Source organism: Marinicellulosiphila megalodicopiae (genome assembly GCF_045862395.1).
Lineage (GTDB): Bacteria > Pseudomonadota > Gammaproteobacteria > Pseudomonadales > Natronospirillaceae > Marinicellulosiphila > Marinicellulosiphila megalodicopiae.
Genome location: NZ_AP023087.1, coordinates 4,601,264 through 4,620,238 on the forward strand (window position 1 = coordinate 4,601,264; position 18,975 = coordinate 4,620,238).

The 18,975-nt window shown below is 35.2% G+C and carries 10 protein-coding genes; 5 read left to right on the forward strand and 5 right to left on the reverse strand.

Going from position 1 to position 18,975, the window contains the following annotated elements:
• Positions 1-66: 66 nt before the first annotated feature.
• Both rho and TYM08_RS19805 read left to right on the forward strand, forming a co-directional pair.
• Positions 67-1,329 carry a transcription termination factor Rho gene (gene rho / locus TYM08_RS19800; RefSeq protein ID WP_422380885.1) on the forward strand — a complete coding sequence of 421 codons (1,263 nt, stop codon included), beginning with the start codon at positions 67-69 and terminating at the stop codon, positions 1,327-1,329.
• A 95-nt stretch (positions 1,330-1,424) separates the two neighbouring features.
• A complete protein-coding gene (locus TYM08_RS19805; protein ID WP_422380886.1) occupies positions 1,425-1,961 on the forward strand; it encodes a hypothetical protein in 537 nt (178 codons plus the stop codon).
• Between the two features lie 393 nt (positions 1,962-2,354).
• Here TYM08_RS19805 and TYM08_RS19810 read toward each other — a convergent pair whose 3' ends face one another.
• The 5 genes from TYM08_RS19810 to TYM08_RS19830 all read right to left on the reverse strand — a co-directional run bounded on the left by TYM08_RS19810 (position 2,355) and on the right by TYM08_RS19830 (position 13,364).
• Positions 2,355-3,704 carry a DUF1501 domain-containing protein gene (locus TYM08_RS19810; RefSeq protein ID WP_422380887.1) on the reverse strand — a complete coding sequence of 450 codons (1,350 nt, stop codon included), beginning with the start codon at positions 3,702-3,704 and terminating at the stop codon, positions 2,355-2,357.
• A 15-nt stretch (positions 3,705-3,719) separates the two neighbouring features.
• Positions 3,720-6,386 carry a hypothetical protein gene (locus TYM08_RS19815; protein WP_422380888.1) on the reverse strand — a complete coding sequence of 889 codons (2,667 nt, stop codon included), beginning with the start codon at positions 6,384-6,386 and terminating at the stop codon, positions 3,720-3,722.
• 339 nt (positions 6,387-6,725) lie between these two features.
• Positions 6,726-11,081, reverse strand: coding sequence for an extracellular solute-binding protein (locus tag TYM08_RS19820; RefSeq protein WP_422380889.1), 4,356 nt, complete (start codon positions 11,079-11,081; stop codon positions 6,726-6,728).
• 976 nt (positions 11,082-12,057) lie between these two features.
• Positions 12,058-12,804 carry a DNA alkylation repair protein gene (locus tag TYM08_RS19825; RefSeq protein ID WP_422380890.1) on the reverse strand — a complete coding sequence of 249 codons (747 nt, stop codon included), beginning with the start codon at positions 12,802-12,804 and terminating at the stop codon, positions 12,058-12,060.
• Positions 12,805-12,821: 17 nt separating this feature from the next.
• Complete coding sequence (locus TYM08_RS19830) at positions 12,822-13,364, reverse strand: RNA 2'-phosphotransferase (protein WP_422380891.1); 543 nt, start codon at positions 13,362-13,364, stop codon at positions 12,822-12,824.
• 124 nt (positions 13,365-13,488) lie between these two features.
• Between TYM08_RS19830 and TYM08_RS19835 the strand changes: the two genes are divergently transcribed.
• From TYM08_RS19835 to TYM08_RS19845, 3 genes are all read left to right on the forward strand, one after another.
• Entirely contained in the window at positions 13,489-14,064 is a 576-nt protein-coding gene (locus TYM08_RS19835) for a GrpB family protein (RefSeq protein WP_422380892.1), read from the forward strand.
• Between the two features lie 124 nt (positions 14,065-14,188).
• Positions 14,189-17,218: a WGR domain-containing protein gene (locus TYM08_RS19840; protein WP_422380893.1), complete on the forward strand. Its 3,030-nt coding sequence runs from the start codon at positions 14,189-14,191 to the stop codon at positions 17,216-17,218.
• Entirely contained in the window at positions 17,208-18,845 is a 1,638-nt protein-coding gene (locus TYM08_RS19845; RefSeq protein ID WP_422380894.1) for an SWIM zinc finger family protein, read from the forward strand. Before TYM08_RS19840 ends, TYM08_RS19845 begins: the two co-directional genes overlap by 11 nt.
• Positions 18,846-18,975 lie beyond the last annotated feature (130 nt).

Sequence of the window (18,975 nt, forward strand, 5' to 3'; positions counted from 1 at the left end):
TAAAATGGGCGCAACCACTTGCATACTAAATATCCCTCAATTATATCTAATTAACAGCACTCATCTATGAAATTACAAGATCTTAAGAAAAAAACCGTACCTGAACTTCAAGAAATTGCCACAGAGATTGGCCTAGACGACATCAGTCGTAGTCGCAAACAAGACATCATATTCTCTATATTAAAAAAACACGCAAAAACTGGATCCGATATATACGGTGAAGGCGTACTTGAAATATTACAAGATGGCTTCGGTTTTTTAAGATCTGCACAGGGTTCTTACCTTGCTGGTCCAGATGATATTTATGTGTCACCAAGTCAAATACGTCGTTTCTCATTACGAACGGGTGATACGATTGAAGGTAAAATCCGCCCACCTAAAGAAGGCGAACGTTATTTTGCACTACTAAAAGTAGAAGCAATTAACCACGAACCAAACGGCGGCCGTCGTAACAAAATCTTATTTGAAAACCTCACACCATTATTCCCAGAAGAACAATTAACGCTAGAATCAGGCAATGGTTCAACTGAAGATTTAGCTGGGCGTATCTTAGATTTAGCATCTCCAATTGGTAAAGGCCAGCGTGGTTTGATCGTCGCTCCTCCAAAAACTGGTAAAACGGTTATGCTTCAGTCTATAGCTCAAGCAATATCTCATAACAACCCTGAGTGTTTTTTGATTGTCTTATTAATTGATGAACGCCCAGAAGAAGTAACCGAAATGCAACGTTCAGTACGCGGCGAAGTGGTTGCCTCAACTTTTGATGAACCACCAACACGACACGTACAAGTGGCTGAAATGGTTATCGAAAAGGCCAAACGTTTAGCTGAAAACAAAAAAGACGTGATCATCTTATTAGACTCGATCACGCGTTTAGCTCGAGCTTACAACACGATTGTTCCATCATCAGGTAAAGTATTAACCGGTGGTGTAGATGCACATGCACTTGAACGTCCTAAGCGTTTCTTTGGTGCGGCACGTAATATCGAAGAAGGCGGCAGCTTGTCGATCATTGCAACAGCATTGGTTGATACGGGTTCTAAAATGGATGAAGTGATCTACGAAGAATTCAAAGGTACAGGTAATATGGAAGTGCACTTAGATCGTAAAGTGGCTGAAAAACGTATTTTCCCTGCAATCAATATTCGTCGTTCTGGTACACGTCGTGAAGACCGTTTGATTAACCCTGCGCAATTACAACGTATTTGGATTTTAAGAAAATTATTAGCCGATATGGAAGATGTAGATGCCATTGAATTTATGATTGACCGTTTAAAACCTACTAAAACAAACAATGAATTTTTTGATGCGATGAAAGCAAAAAGATAAATATTGGTTTAATATATTAAGGAGCTTTTGCTCCTTTTTTTTTGCAAAAAATAATGCTATTTTATTTTCTTATCAAAAGGCATTTGAGGAAAAGTATGAATTGTTATCAATGTACAAGCACAGTATTAAAACCCATAAAATTAGATTCTATGTTACCTGCAAGACAATGCGTAAAATGCAATGGAGTGCATCTTGATTTATTAAATTATCGAAACTGGCGTGAGAACTCCTCGGTTTCTAGCATAACAAAAAGCGCAGCGGTAGCAGTAGATGCACAAGATAATAAAAAAGCTTTAGTTTGCCAAAAATGTTCAAAAATCATGCTTAAATTTAAAATCTCAGTCGATCATGAAAATTTTGTAGATGTGTGTAGTCATTGCGATGATGCATGGTTAGATTCCGGTGAATGGGAATTATTAAATGAGCTAGACATTCAAAATAAGTTAACTCAAATAATGACTGACCCTTGGCAAAAAAACATCAAGCAGCAACATTTTGAAGCATTAAAAGAAGGGCAGTATATGTCACAGCTAGGCGAAGACGATTTTGAGACAGTTAAATCTTTTGCTCAATGGATAAAAGATCATCCTAAAAAAGAAATAATTGAAAAATACATCCGAACAAACGGATAATCAAAAAGGAGCACAGGCTCCTTTTTTTTCATCTGTAACAATGAGGTTGAAGTAACTAAGCGCTTAAAGGCTTTAAGCATTTTTAGTAAATTCATTATGGATGATTTGAAAAAATTATTAATCCTGTATTAAAAATAGATCCAATAATTACAATAAAATCCGTTTAAGAACGAATCAATTATTAAAAAATAAAATTTAATAGTTGCTACAACATGCAATACTAAAATACTAAAATACTAAATGATACAACATACAGTACAAAATATGAATTTGCACAAAAGAAAAATCTTTTTACAAAGATCTGTACACTTTTGGATTTGATCTAAATAGATAGCGTATTTTTAGTTACTCAAATGGTAATAAATCGATCCTTAAATTGGACCACTTGCAACTCTAGACTAACGCTCCTGTTATAATTTTTCCCTTACTAATTCTTTCATGAATTCTTTGTTCATCCATGCCGACCGCTTTTGATAACGTTTTACCTACAGAAACTAAAGATTCTTCCAAAGGAATATCTGTTTGCCCTTCAGTTGTACCCGTAACTGAATTAATTGAACTGGATTTAAAATCGACTACCTGTCCATTTTTTATGTGCGGTTCAATTCCACCAATCACACCAGGTTTAATAGTTGAACCAAATACCATCATTGAATGATTCAAACTATTATGATCCCGACCTTTTAAACTATCTTCCAAATATGTACGACCAAATGTATTTAACGTAGCGAATACCACATCATCCTCCAACCCTAATTTTTTAATTTCAGTCCATAGTGTATTAACTAATACCATGCCTGAATTTGTTTGTGCCACTTCTTGAGCTAAGCCTACATCTGTATGATTATCGCCACCAAATGGAATACCAAATGTAAATACTGGTGACATTTTTATTTGAATAAGCGCTAATATCATTTTAATTTGATCAATAGGGTCGTTCCCTGTGACGCCATCGGTTAATGTTCCAATACTATCTGCAACACTTTGCGCTTGCCCCCTTGTCGTTATCATAGTGTCTAAAAATTCTTTTTGGGCAGGTGTTCCATTAAGTTTTACATCTTTATAGGTTGTATCGACAAAATGATTTCTCAGTCTCATCATTTTTTCTAAATCAGGAAAACTAGATTGAAACATTTCTTTTATGGCGATAGGTTTTAAAATTGGTAATCGAATGCTTCGACTACTAACTGCTGTACCACCTAAAGACATAGGCTCATCAATTACTGTCCCTAAATTCGTAGCCATTTCTTGAGCGATCATAGCGCCAAGCTGTTCCGATGAATTTGATAAATCACCAATACCACTCACACCGCCATTTAGTTGCATGGTTTTTGGAAAATCAGCATGTGCATTAACAAATGTACCATGTTGCCATAACCCCATTCTGTCGCGTAAATCTTGCGGTAATGTTGACCATGGTTGTGCTGCTAAATATTGTTTATCACCAAAACTCACTGAAGTAGGTGTCTTAAATCCATCCACATTTGGATGAGTGATTAAGCGCAGTGGATCATTTTGATCGTTAGGGTTTAAAGGGTAAGTACCTGGTCCGTTTGTGTTGATTGGGTCTCCAGCTTGAAAGTGACTCATAATTAAAAATTTATGATCAGCTCCTGCTGCAAACGCACGCGGTGACGCCAAGACAGCCAAAGGTATGCCTGTCACTAAAGACTTTAATCGTAACGAGCCAAATGATAATGCACTTTTAATTAAAAATTTACGTCGATCAATTTGCTTTTTCATATTCATAACCCTTAATTAAAAGCCAACGCCTAATAGCTCTGGTGATGTACAGGCAGCAAAAAACATTGCTTCAATACCTGCTTGATGATTACCGTTAAACCCGCACGACACCGAATCTTGATTAAATGCATCTTGCTCACTACAAACATTATTATTGGTTTGGATGTCATATACTTTTTGTAATCCATCAATCAAACTCTGATAACGTGGATGTCCATTTGGCACCCCCATTAACAATTCAACAGCCCGGGTGACTGACTCTTGTGAGGTAGCGTCTTTGCCAAATACACGCCAATAAGCGCGGTTTGCCGCATTTGCACAGGCAACATCAATTGACTTTGCATCTAATACTCCTATTTTTGTGCTCGTAATAAAGTCCCGTTCAGCACGATCAAATGCGTCTTTTGGAACGGTCCCAATATCGTCATTATTTGTACAAATCCACATTGGCTGACCAGTATCTGGAGCAACGTCTCTAATTTGAATAATGCGTTGATTCACTGCATCACAAAAACGTTGAGAACGAGCGCGACTGATTATAAATTTTTGATCTTCGTGTGCTTTTAAATTTTCTGCACCTGTAAATAACGCGGAACTAAAAAATTCCCTAACCAATCGATTAAATTTAAATCCGTTATCTTTGAAGTCTGCAGCAATTCGAATAAATTCAGGATCTGATTCACTGCATCGAGTTGAATTTCCCCACATACATAATTTTTGTAACCAGGCAGTTGCAAATCTAGGGTGGTCAGCTAAGGACTTTGCAAAATCTTGAATCGTGTTAATTTCATGCTGCACACCTAATAATGTAAAACTCGGTTGAAGTTCAGTGCTCACTTCTTTGGAATGATAATTTATACTAAACGCATTACTGAAAACTTTAGTCATCGGATCCATTTTTCTATGACACTGATAGCAAGCACTGGATGGGTCGGCATGCTCTAAATCAATTGAAGCCTCTGCACTTTTTGAATGTGCTGTGGCATCACTTTCAAAAAAAGTAGCATCTAAAGCCGATATTAAAATTTGATTCACCGTCACACGAAATTTATTGCCTTCATTGGTTTCCCAAAGCTCTAAAAATGTCGGCATAGTAAAAAATCCTGCACGAGGATAGCGCATTTGTACTACATCATTTTGTTTTATTGCGCGCATGTTGCTAGCAAGTTGAGCATCGTTTGCATAATCAACCGGCGTAGCAGTGGATTGAAATTCAACATAACGCCAATCGTTGTAATCTTCTGGCGTTAGATGTTCAAAACGGGCAAATTTATCAACATATCTTTCACCTCTTGATTCAGCATCAATATAAGAAAAGGCGACTAAAATTGCAGTGGTTACTTTCCAATGACTTGTTGACACTATTTTAGAAAAGTCATCGTCATTTTCGATTAAGTCCCAAGCTAAATTTCCTGCCATACTTTTTAAATTAGAAGTCATCAAAGACGACCCCTTTTCATCGGGGTTATTCGCAAATGGAAGACCCGATGTACCTGCAACAAAATTTCCAAATATATTGCCATACCCATTATTCAAAGGTGCTATCGATTGCTGTAAAGCAAAATCCATAAAACGTTGTATTTTTTGTTTATAAATGTCACTTTCTTGCCATGTTTGGATTACATTTTTTAATGCGGTTTTATCTAAGCCTGTCCCTGAAATATTCACTTGATTAAATTCTGCTGCTGTAACCGCTGCCCCACTTAAAACATACTTGGCTTTCATGATCGCTTCAGCCGCACTGACTGGCTCAAACTCATAAATAATATCTTCGTTTTCAGTAGGAATAGCAGTGGTATCAACTAAGTCATTGACCCAACTTTGCACACAATTAAAATCTTCATTATCTAATAGAGGCATTGGGTTTCGATTGTTGCAGCTTGAGTTGGCAAGCGTGTCAAATAAATCTTGGTTGATCAGTTTTAATAATAATGAGTTATCTGCATTTAAAGGGTCGATTAATTTTTCATTTTCGCACGCAATACCACCATGAACCGATGAACGATTTAACATTTTCAAACCGAAATCATTTGACTCTAGATCAAGCCCTCCACCGATATTGCCAAAGTTCACAGCACTGTGACAAAACAAACAATTGTTATCTGATTTCGCGAATACAGCCTTCACCTCATTGCTTGTGCAGGAATGTTCAGGTGCAGTGACTTCAGGGCAACCATTATTCAGCATCGTGCCTATTACATCAGGGCATTGGTCAACAGAGTCGTATATTCCGTCATTATCAGTATCGACGACAGGCACAATATCTGCTGGACATCCGTTATTTTGGGGTAAACCTATTTCAGTTGGACATTGGTCAACATCGTCATTTAATCCATCTTTGTCAGTATCAATTGGTGTGACAGCTACCGGGCATCCGTTATTTTGGGGTAAACCTATTTCAGTTGGACATTGGTCAACATCGTCATTTAATCCATCTTTGTCAGTATCAATTGGTGTTACAGCTACCGGACATCCGTTATTTTGAGACAGGCCAACATCATTTGGGCATAAATCAATGGAATTATTCACTCCATCATTATCCGAATCAATACTCAAACCTGTTTGAGTATTGTTAGTAGAAGTTGAGTTCACATCACAACTACTTATAAGAATCATTAATGCAGTCATCATGAATACACTAATTTTTAAGACTTTATTGAGTTGTCCGATTAATTGAAACATCACAAGACCTATTTATATAGTTAGATCTTAACTCTACCACCGCAACAATGTAATCGCTTACAATTGTGTGTGAAATTTGATCTATTTAACAGTTTCAATGCTATTTATTGTATTTGGGTAAAGAGTTAAAAGCCTCGTTGATTTAACATAGTGGACGCAAAAGGGTTATTGGTTAAATCGGATAGAGAGAATTTCTTGGGAATAAAACTAGGTTTTTGCAAACTAAAATAACCATGTATTTATAATCTTTTGGAGGAAATTAGACGATCTATTCAAGTATTTTAATAAAAAAGAGCGATGCATTTGTATCGCTCTTTTTCATTTATTTTACATCACATTTTATTCTTGTATTTTAAGTGCTAATTTTTGAGCAGCCTCTTCAAGGGCTTCTGAAACATCACGACCATCCACAAGTACTTCTTGTAATGCATCAAATACTATCGTTTCGCCAATATCATCAAACGGCCCTGGTGTCACAGGTGTAATATTATTTGCAATATCAGCAAACAATGCACGAGCTGGCTGGTCATTTAAAAATGCAATTGGCTCATCAAATAATTCATCAGAGTACGTTGTTGTATTAGCTGGAAACATTGCCCAGTTTTCAAATGCAGTTAATTGAGCTTGCGCGCTGATCATATATTCAATCACTTCCCATGCAAGATCTTTTTTGTCGCTTGATTGAGTAGGGATCGCCGCAAATGATCCACCCCATGAACCATAGACACCATTTGGTAAATTTGATGCCCCCCACAAACCAGCTGTTTCTGGTGCAATCCAGCCTTCTAGGTGTCCAAGTAACCACGCACCTTGCAACTCCATTGCAAAGTGTCCTTCTTTAAATCCATCATACCAGTTGTCATTCCACATGCCTGTATTGGCATCTAAACCTGAATCTCTTATTACTTTTGCCAAAGTAAAGGCTTCAACAAAACGTTGACTTTCAATTAAGATTTCATTATTTGGGCCAGTATACACACCATCCCCAGCATCTATATTGGAATAAATCATCGCACGCGCAACACCATCAGCATTAGAAACTAAATATACGCCGTGTTGATCTCTTAAGATATACCCATAAGATAACCAAGAGCCCCAACTTGTCATAACGCTCGTTAAATCAAACCCTAAATCCTCCATATAATCTCGACGATAAAATGCAGTGCCTGGTCCTAAATCAAGTGGAATAGCCACCTGTTGGCCAAGTGCGTTTTGGCCTTGTGAAACAGCATAACTGACCATGTCGTCTTTAAAGGGAGCAAATTCAGTCGTTAAATCTAACAATGCATCAGTTTGAGAAAAACTACCCACCTTGCCTGTATCAATTAATTCAATATCCCCAGCGCCTGATCCAACGGTTAATGTCAGTGCTAATTTATTATGTTGTCCACCCCAATCGTTAGTATTATATTTATAATTAACACCTGAATGATTAAATATTTCAGCTGATAATTCATCAAAATAATTTCCATAATTACCGTAGGTATTAATTTCAATTGTGCTTGCATTAATTGTTTCAATTTCAAGCATGCTTGCTATTAGATCATTTTTATTAAATGTTGAATCAATTCTATTACTGATTTCTAAAATATCTGCCTGAGTAAAATCAGAATGTAAATCAATCACAATATTTAATTCAGTTATTATAAAATTTAACTGTTCAAATATTTGGTTGCCAATAACGCTGTGTAAAAATAATTGTTGATCGCTAAAATCTACATCTTCGTTTTCACTTTCAATTAATAATGCGGACTCTAAAGCCTCGGACATTTCAATAGCGACAATTTGAGAGACGGCTGAAAATTTTTCATGCTCAAAGGTCGTAATCTGTGACACAGGATAATTGTGATTTAATGAATCAAACCCCTGATTTAATTTTAGAATATTTACAATTTCATTTTTTGTTTGGTCAATTGTTTGAAGTGGATTTTTTACACGAAAGGCTTTTATTAATGTAGTCATTGGGGATATAAATTCATATTCCCCCTCTGGTGCAGTAAGCACTAACGCTTGTGTAAGAGCATCACCTGTGTATTCATAAGTTGCTGTAAGTGGAATTTCAACAATCACAGAGTAATTATTTGCACGCAGCACATTGCCTTCAATTAAAGAAGGCGCAACAATTTCATAACTTCCAGATTCAGAAGTGATCTCTGAAAACTCTCCAGTATCACATGCACCATTGTTATTTGAATCTAAACAAACAGTTGCGCCATTTATAAAGTCTGAAGTATATACCTGTCCTAAAGCTAAGCTCACACCGTCGTCAATTCCTTCAGATAGTATTGAAACCGATCCAGAATTTTCCACATCTGAAATGACACTAAACGAAAAGTCTTCACTTGAATATTCAACCCAACTATCAACAATTATCTTATATGTGCCAGCTGTTAAATAACGTCCGATGCCAATTTGGGTTGGTCTATTTGATGATTGATCGATGATTTCATTCTCATCGTTCATTAAATAATAAAAAGGAGAGGATGATGTATTTGAACTATCTAAAATAAAATACTGCGCATCTTGTGTCACTGTTAATTCATATACTGAATTGCCTGTAGAATTGACACTTGTGATTCCTGAATTAATCCAACCACCATTTATATTTTCTATTTCATAAATAAGATCATCCAAACCGAAATCATAAATAATATAAGTATAATCAGAACCGCCACTTTCGTTGTAAACATTCAAGCTGATAAACACCGGCCCGTTGATATTTAAATTACTTAAATCAACAATAGACTCTGTGCTTAGTTCAAGATGATCGTCCCCTAGATTTATATGCCACGAATAAGTAAGTTCTTCATTATTAGGATCAGTTGAATTCGATGTGAGTATAGATCCATTTTGTAAGATAACTGCTGTTGGATCTATTGATTGAATTAACTGTGCGGCTCGATTCAAGGTTAGGTTAAATGAATCAATCGTTTCAGAAGCGGCGGTGATTATAAAACTATCAGAACTATATTTAGAATACGTTGCAGCAATCACATAGTATAAGCCTGTTTCTAATGCAACAGTGACTCTAGAATTAGTATTATTAAAATCATCATTTTGAGCAATAATATTATTATTTGAATCTAATAAATATAAATAGGCATCTGATGAAGAGGTTAAATCTATTTGTATTTCACTTTGCTCATATACTTCCAACAAATAGCTTGAATTACCCAATGATTGAGGATTTTGACCACCTGAACTTAACCACTGGCCTGTTAATGAAATTTCAGATATGTCTGTTTCTGTATGAGTTTCTGTATTTGTAAAAGTATCTGTATCTGTATCTGTATTTGTAGGATTATTTGCTTCTCGAACAAGAATTAATTCTCCAGCTGTCTCATTATTAGAATGCAAAATAACTTGATAACCTCCAGAGGCTCCTTCTGAATAAGTTGCCGCTACAACAAAATAAATACCTTGTTCCAAGTTTGTTGAAATTCTAGAGTTTACTAAATCGTTACTTTCATTAATTGATTTGGCATCATAATTTGTTAAAATTATATTTGAATTACTGTCCAATAAATATAAATAAGTATCAATCGACGACGCTAATTCAATGACAAAATCTGCCTGCGTATTCACAATTAATGCATACATGCTGTTATCAACAGAATCTTTATTTTTCCCTCCGGAATGATACCACTGACCATCAATTGAAATAATATGTTGATAACTTTCACAATTATCGGTTGAAATAACAATATTATTTACATCGAATGTTTGGGCACAAATTTTTTCAAACTCATCAAACTGATCAATAGAAATTTGTTCAGCATATGAACTGTTTGCACCGTATACATTTCTTAAAATATTATTATTATCGTCTGATATTTCACGAACTAAAAAAGACCCTGTATCCGAGGCAGTGAGAAACCCTTCAGATATTTCAATACCTGCTTCTGTTTTTGATGCGAGTTTGACATCATAGAACTCATTGTCGATTGTCATTTGAATTTTATATTGAAAATTTTCATTAACGCCTTCAGCTTCAATGAACAATTCACCATTATTTGTAACGCAATTATTAGATCGAATAATTATATATGAATCATTCGGGTCAGTAAGTAAATCAACCTCACCTGAAATCGGGCACGATAATGTGCTTTTTTCATATACCACTGAATTAATCATTTCACTACTTTGAATGTCCGAATTAAATAGCAATTGATCAAAATGTAATTGAATTTCAGCCAATACAATATCTAATTGCATTACTAATTCTAAATAATTGTCCTCGCCGATTTCTACTGTGTAATTAGACGTGGTGACTTGAGATTGCAAAATTTGACTGGAAGATTTTTCGATATCAATTAGGGTTTCGGTATTTGAATCTGTCTGAGTTGATGACTCAGTATTTGTGACTGTCGTAGTTTGCGTAGTAGTCTGCGTAGTAGTTTGTGTATTTGATTCTGTATTAGTTATTGAACCGGTATTTGTCGTTGTCGAAGTTTGAGTTACTGACTCGGTATTGGTTAACGAGTTTGTGTCAGTTATTGAACCAGTCTGTGTTTCTGATCCAGTATTTGTAGTTGAGCCAGTATCAGTGTCTGAATTGGTTATAGTTGCAGTTGTAGTTGAAGTTGCAGTGTCTGAGGTTGTGTCAGTTGGGCTAGGATCGATTATAAAATCGCAAGATGTAAAAGTCATCGACGCTGAAAGCAGTAATGCACCAGCAGGTTTTAATAGATTCATAGTTTATCTCTGTAGTGTTAGATTCCAAAAAATTATTAGATTGACAAAACTACGCGAAATACATGCCTTGAATTTCGTGATCAATCCTATTTAAGTTTGCGCTGATAGTATCAAATTAATAGTAAAGAAAATAGGGCACAGGGTTTTAACAGGAATTGATTTTTAATAACTTTTTTGCGTTTATTCTGTGGGTGTTTTCTGGTTTGCTAGCTCAACAAACAAACATAAAGAGTAATATCAACAAAAATGCCGAGCAATTGAAGTCATGCTAGAAAATTTTTCATTGGAATGGATTACTAAGGAACCTCTGAATTAGAAAGATTTTTTCAGCGAGTCATTTAGGCACAAAGTGCGCGGCGATCGTCGAAGCGAAATGACGGGTCCTTTTCGAGACGATCAACAAAGCAATTTGTGCCTAAATGGCTCGCCCTACGGGGCATTCAGAAATCTCACTACTCTTCGTTACGCTTTTTCAAAATAACCAGTTATTCTTTCAAAAGCATGCCTCGATTAGTAAAATTTCTGAAAGCCTGAATTTATCTTTCTAAATCAGAGATTCCCTAAGTATAAATTTCACTATTAGTATTCCCGATGGAGTCCTACAAACCAGACTGGTTTTTTTATGACTCAAAGCATTGGGCACTGACTCTCTGGTCGAATTGATGGGTGATTATTGAATCAATTTTAGTAATGACTTCCAGAGGCTTTTTCTGACAGGTTATGGAAGTATTTAGTTAGTAGCAGAAGGTGAGAGCTGGCTCTCGTGTATTAACAAATCATAAAAGTAGCTTTTTGCCATTCTTGAAAGTGGATGTCTTTTTGGGTTCTTTTTGGGTTCATCCTTTTTGAGTTCATTGCCGCTAAAACGAAACCGACTTGAATTAAATAGTAAAATTTTGCTATTGTTATTTTTTCCATTATTGTATCCTGACTCAATATAAACGTGTTGAATTATGTGCATTTAATCATTTTAACTTCAATATAGTGCTAGTATTTTCTGTCTTAATTCAACATCCATTTTTTCAATAGCATACCTTAATGTTGCCCTAGCAAACCTTATAGAATGTTGCTGAATAAAATCAACTACAGCTTGTTCATGATGTAAAGAAGTTGCCTTTAACAACCAGCCCACACTTTTTTGCACAAACTCATCACTGTCATCCAGTAATAAATCACAATTTTTAAATACTAGTTCTTTATCTAAATAATAAACCGTTTTACCTATTTTACGTTTAATGAATTTTACCCAAACCACATTACTGGCCCGACGACACCAAGAAACATCAGAATGAACCCAATGCTGCGTTTGTTCAATAAGATGTGGGCGCGCCATTAAAAAATGATAAATCGTTTTGATACATAGGTCATCCACTTGAGCCCAATTATTGGTGTAATGCTCAAGCCAATATTCAAAACGCAATAGTAGATCATCGTTATAATGTTTTTTTACAAATTTATTAATCAATGCAAAGGCCACTAAAACTTCTTCATGACACTCAATATTTTCAAGCATGAATTCCGTAATAGCCAGCGCCTCATTTGCGCTTACGTTTGGATAATGTGCATAAAAATCAGCAATGAGTTGTTTGATATCACCCGCGTTTGCTCCGATACAATTTATACCATGAGGAAAGTATCGCCGACTGGATTGCGCTTTGGCTTCTGTGGATACATTTCTTAGAGCTAATTTTAAATACGTAATGCACAAAGATTGATCAATCAATTTAAATCCTAATATTACTAAGCATTATGTTTAATCAAATATTTCGCAGGTACATCGCTTACAAGCCAAACGTGATTGACCGTTTTATAAAACTTGAAACCATCATCAAACATAAGTTTAGCCTTCACTGTAAATAAAACAGGTTTTCCATATCGACCACCAACTGATTTTGCGACAGAAGCGGTTTGCGACAAATGAACATGATGTCGATTTTGTTTTTTTAAACCGTTTTCAATTATTGAAGAGGCAAATTTTTCAGCAGACCCATGCAGTAAAAATTCAGGGGGCTCAATCGCTGCTAAAGCAAGGTCAACATCAATAGAATGCCCTTGATTTGCGCGAATCATCTCTGTAACTGGGTCAATAGCAAATCTTTGCTTATCGTTTGTTTCAACCACTATTTGCAAAAGATCTAACGTTAAATTAAATGAAGTGGTTTTCGAAATTAAATCACTTATTAAGCCCCAGCCATTTTCATCCAAAACTAAGCCTATCTCTTCAGGTTTATGCCTTAAAATATAACTCAGATATTTTGATACCTTTTTAATATCATTTTCCATTTAGTTACCGCTCCAATAAAAATTTCAAAAAACTATACGGATAATCTAATAAAGAGTCGAGCTATAATGAATGCCAAAATCAATTCATGTTAATATTCTAATAAATATAAAAACGGCAAAGCTAATGTCTTTAATACAAATCACACCCTACAATCCAAACTGGCCAAATGAATATCAAACAATCGCAAAACAATTACGCTCATTACTGGATAAAATTGCGTTACGAATTGATCATATCGGCTCAACATCCATAGATGCTTTGGCTGCAAAAGACGTCATTGACATTCAAATAAGCGTCGATGATGTTTCAAATACAGCGATTGAACAAAAACTAACGTCAGTCGGTTTTGTGTTTAGAGACGAAGCCATCTGCGATAATTTAGTGGGGTTAGATGCAGATTCAATCGAGCTTAAAAAGAAGTTCTTTCAACAAGCAGTAGGGCAGCGCCGGGTGCATATTCATGTCAGGCAAATTGGACGCATTAATCAAGAGTATCCGTTATTATTTAGAGACTACCTTCGAAGTGATGTACATACGAAAAGAGCCTACGCACAAATCAAAATAGAATTAGCTAAGCATTTTAGTAATGATGCCAATGCGTATTACGCGATTAAAGATCCTTATATGGATACAGTGTATGCTGCAGCAAAGCTTTGGGCTAAACAAACAAACTGGCAACAAGATACAGATTTTAACTAACTTTTCGTCACTACTTTTTGACACTATCTTAAAATTATGTGGATAAGTGATCGCATATTGTTAGTTAATTGATATTTACTCAGCCAAGAATTAAACTGGCTCATTTTTTAAAGGATCGATATAAATGAAAATCATTAAACATACCCAACTGAGATTTACCGAAGGTAAGTCCGATAAAGTTTATGAAATTGATTTATGTCAATTGTCCGATAAAAACGAATATTTCGTTAATTTTCGCTATGGACGTTTTGGTGCTAATTTAAGAGAAGGCAGTAAAACAGACGAGCCTGTTGAGCTTGAGAAAGCGGAAGACATATTTAATAGTTTATTGGTGTCCAAATTAAATAAAGGCTACCTCGACACAAATCAAAATTCTGAGATATCCGATCTAACTGTCCAAAAATCAACCAACATTGAATCGAATGTCGACCCTAGACACCAAGTGATTTTAAATTACATCGACACACCACCAAAACACTGGCCGTTAAATCGAATTATATGGCGCGCAGGTTTGTTAAACATAAGCGAGTCTGCAGATAAAATCATCCAACTGATTGGCACTCAAGATGCAATGCTTGATTACAGCATTGCTTGGACATTAGCGCGCTGTGCGGATGCCTCTCATGAATCGACGCTCGAATCATTCACAAAGCATAAAGATGCAAAAATACAACGCGTAGCGTTAGATGGGTTACTGCGTCTGGATTCAATCGAAAATAAAACTGAACGCTTTCAAAACATATATGATCAATTATCTAAAAAAGCGCAAACTGCGATGGATAATGGTGACACGCAAACATTGGTTGAGCTTATTAATGTCGACAAAGAAACGAATTATTTGCAATTACTATATTCCCTGGCACTGCAATCCACTTGTTGTTATGACGCCGTCACTCAAATAATCAGCAATATAAAAGTGAATAAACAAAATGCATTCAAACCCATTAGGCATATCTTAAAACTGAGTGAATTAAGAAATGACCATAAAATGTTTGCTTTAATTACGTTGAAAATTGAATCTGCAGATATAAGCAATTGGAGAGAACCTTTAAAATCGGACACAAGAGTGTACTTAAGAAAACGCTCTCAACGAACCGTTCGTAAATATGGTGAAACGGGCAGCTCACATTTTGTGGATTTAGCATTTGAAATTTTAGTATCCATGAAAGATGGTGAAGGCAATGCAAAAAGTAAGGTCGAGAATAAACAATATGTTCACCAAACGCGTCAATATGAAGTAACCAGTACTTCATATTTTAGTGAATTTTCGAAATATTTAGCGTTTAATTATATTTTGTATAAACACAGCGAGCTAACCAGCATTGGTCTATCTGGTAAAATTTGGAGCAGCCACAGCGAAGAGGCTGAACAAAATAGAAGCGAAGCTTTTCCAGAATTATGGGACCAACAGCCCGAAAAATTATTGTCACTGTTATTAAAAAGCAAGTGTAGCCAAGTTCATGACTTTGCTATTAAAGCCATTATTACTAACACTGAATTTTGTCAAACCATTGCTCTGGAGTCATTATTAACATTACTTAAATCGTCCTTTGAGCAAACTCAAATATTTGCATTTGAGTTATTGAAAACATTATTTGAAAATGACAAACACAAAGAAGTCATTTTTTATGCGTTTATTAATACACGATGTGATGACATTCACTCATATAGCTGCGAGTGGATTAAATCAAATATAACCCAGTTTAAACAATTCAAAAAAGCGCCCCTGTTTTTATTACAATCCAAAAGCCAAACACTCAGATCGTTCTATATTGATAATTTTGAATCATTTAATTTTAGCGATAAAGAAAAAAGTGAATTTTTTGTGTCGTTTTTACAATCCATCGTAACCTTAAAAGAAAAGCGCATCGCTTTAATTATGCCAGATGTGTTTACGTTGTTATCGTTACATTTTTCAAATTACTTGTATGTCATGCCGACCAGCATCATTGATTCTTTTTATAATAGTCACTTAGAAACATTAAAAATAATTGCCGTTAAGCTGACTGTGGCTAACAAACAATATAAAACCATATTAAAGCCTGAACGATACGCGATGATCGAGGGTTCGAATTCACCAGAAATGAAAGGTTTATTAATTGAAATATTTGGCTTACAAGATAAATCGGTATTACTTAAAGAGGCGGATAAATTAGTTAATTTTTGGCGAACGGATATTTCATTTTGTCGCGAAGCTGCATTTAACATTATTCAAACATTAGCTAACGATTCTGAATCTTTTTCAAATGATGTATTTCAATTATTATTTCCAGACTTATTCCTATCTGAAATTTACGAATCGTCCCATGATCATTTAACCTCTTTATTTACAGAAATTTTACAACCCTCATTAAATGCGTTAGATACAGATACTATTTGGCGTTTGATTTCTGCTAAATCCAATGCGGCGAACTTCATTGCGCAATATTGTATCAAGCATAATTCATCCATTACTTTTTCAGTGAAACAATACGCTATTTTAACGAATCATAAATTAGTGAATATTCGAAATCATTCCATTGAATATTACAAACATAATGTCACGGCAATTAAACAATCACAAATTGATGGTTTGCGTATATTAAATAGTAAATGGGATCATGTAATTGATTTTGCTTTAGACTATTTCAAATGTGAGTTTCAAGATGCCGATTGGAATTGCCAATTATTAGTGAGTCTTTGTGACAATAACAATGAAAAAATACAAAAGATGGGACGAGACTTAATTTTAAAATTCTTTAAGCAAGAAGATGGTCCTGAGTATTTATCAAAATTGAGCCAACATCCAAGCAAAAACGTGCAATTATTTTCAACTCAATTTCTAAATGATTTTGCAACAAACAATCCAGAAAAAATCATAAGTTTAAAATGGTTTTTTATGACGGTGTTATCTAGCGTATATAAAGCAAGAGTCAGTAAAAATCGTGTCATGAATTTTTTAATGACTGAATCAATTAAGAGAAAAGAAATAGCTGTGTTTTCAGCTGAAATTCTCGCTCATCATTCAGTGACGATCAGTACTATGGATTTAGAAAAATACATCGATGCCATGGTGCAAATCAAAAATACCTATCCTGATGTAGAAATTCCTATTGAGTTACCCACATTAAAAACAAAACCACTTAAGTTGAAGGGGAAACATCATGCAGTTTGATTATAAGTATTTTGGTCAATCAAATGTTTCAAGTGACGCAAAACAAACTCAAATGAATTTTGCTCCTGATACACTAAGAAGCCCTACTTATTTTGTGGCAGACTTAGCACAAAATATATTGTTTCGCGAAGCAATGGGAGCATTGCATGATGTAGTGGTTGCTGATTTACGTTTTCAGCCAAAAAACAGAGAAGAATATTTTCAATGGTTAGAACAAGAAGAGTCTAATTATTTGGCTCAATCTGCAATTGGTAAAAATGAAAATCAACTTCAATTAGATGCCGTTGGTAAAGAATTATTCGCATTACGCAAGCAACAAAACAATCTATTAACACCTTATTATAAAGCGCAAAATGCCTATTTTAAGTATCTATATAAAAACGATTACAACGCATGGTTTGTTTTAGATCCGGTTATCACTGTGCATCCTGATCAAGTATTTTTTGAATGTTTTAGTCAAGATGAGTCCAGTTACGGAAAATTAAGCTGTAATTTAGATGTATTCAAAAACATTACTGACTTTGAATGTGGCACAACTAATATTGATTACTCAGCTGAGCTGTATAACGAATTTCAAAAAATACGTGATTATAAAGATACACAATTTAAAATTGACCCAACAGGGTTTGATGTTCAAACACAACACGAAGAAAAATATAACGAACAAAAAATAGACTTACCCGATAGTTGGGTGAGGGGATTTTTACAAGTTAGCTCGGCCATGACATTACCGATGGTCAGTTTTGAATTACACCCTATGGATATCCACAATTTTCTGTTTGTATTAAAAAGACAAAAAGAAGATCAAGGCCCAAGATCCATCCGCTTTGAACTCACACTCGGCCAGCCAATTAAAGCAGTTTTTGAGCCTTGGAATCATGAGGTAATATGCAAGCGCTCTATTTATAAAGGCGCTGATCCACGGGAAATTAGAATATGGGGTAGAAGACGCTTAATGATTTTGGAGCGTTTAATTCCCATTGCTAAAAAGTTTACTGTGAATTTATTGGGCACGGGTTTGCCGTCATTTTTTATTGCTGATTTAGGAGATTTATCGTTCACATTAGGATTGTCTGGCTGGACAGCCAATGATTGGTCTAAAATGAGCAACTTTGACTTAATGGCGCCACGAGCAGAGGTAGACAGCCAAACCATTTCACTTGTATATAACGAAATGAAAAAAGTTTGGTTCAGCAATGCCAATGCATTAGGTCGCACGCTACAACTTGAAAAATCTGTCATTACTTCAGCATTAAGCCTGCTTGCTCAATCAGGCAAGGTTATTTTTGATTTAGCCAATAACGTTTATCGTTTACGTGAATTAAGTCAAGAACCCTTACCGTTAGATCAATTAAGATTTGAAAATGAACGAGAAAAAAATGCCAGTCGATACGTTCAACATAAATTAGTCAAAATTAAAAATAAAAAAACAAATCAAGAGTCCATTGAAATCAGTGGAACGATCATGGACAGTGGAAATACTTTTGAGACACTTATAGAATTAGATCTTGATCAACGCCTAATTAAAGCTAACTGTCATTGTCATTTTTATAACGTAAATAAATTAAGTAAAGGCCCCTGTGAGCATATGATTGCATTACGATTATTTGAAGGATCAATAAAATGAATTTAGATGTTTCAAATAATATAAGTACTGTTATAATTTCAAAATGTGGTGGCGCTGATCAACAACCTTGCAATCCGAATGGTGGATCGCCATTCTTGTTTACAGCCTACTCACGCGTCACTAGTCTGAT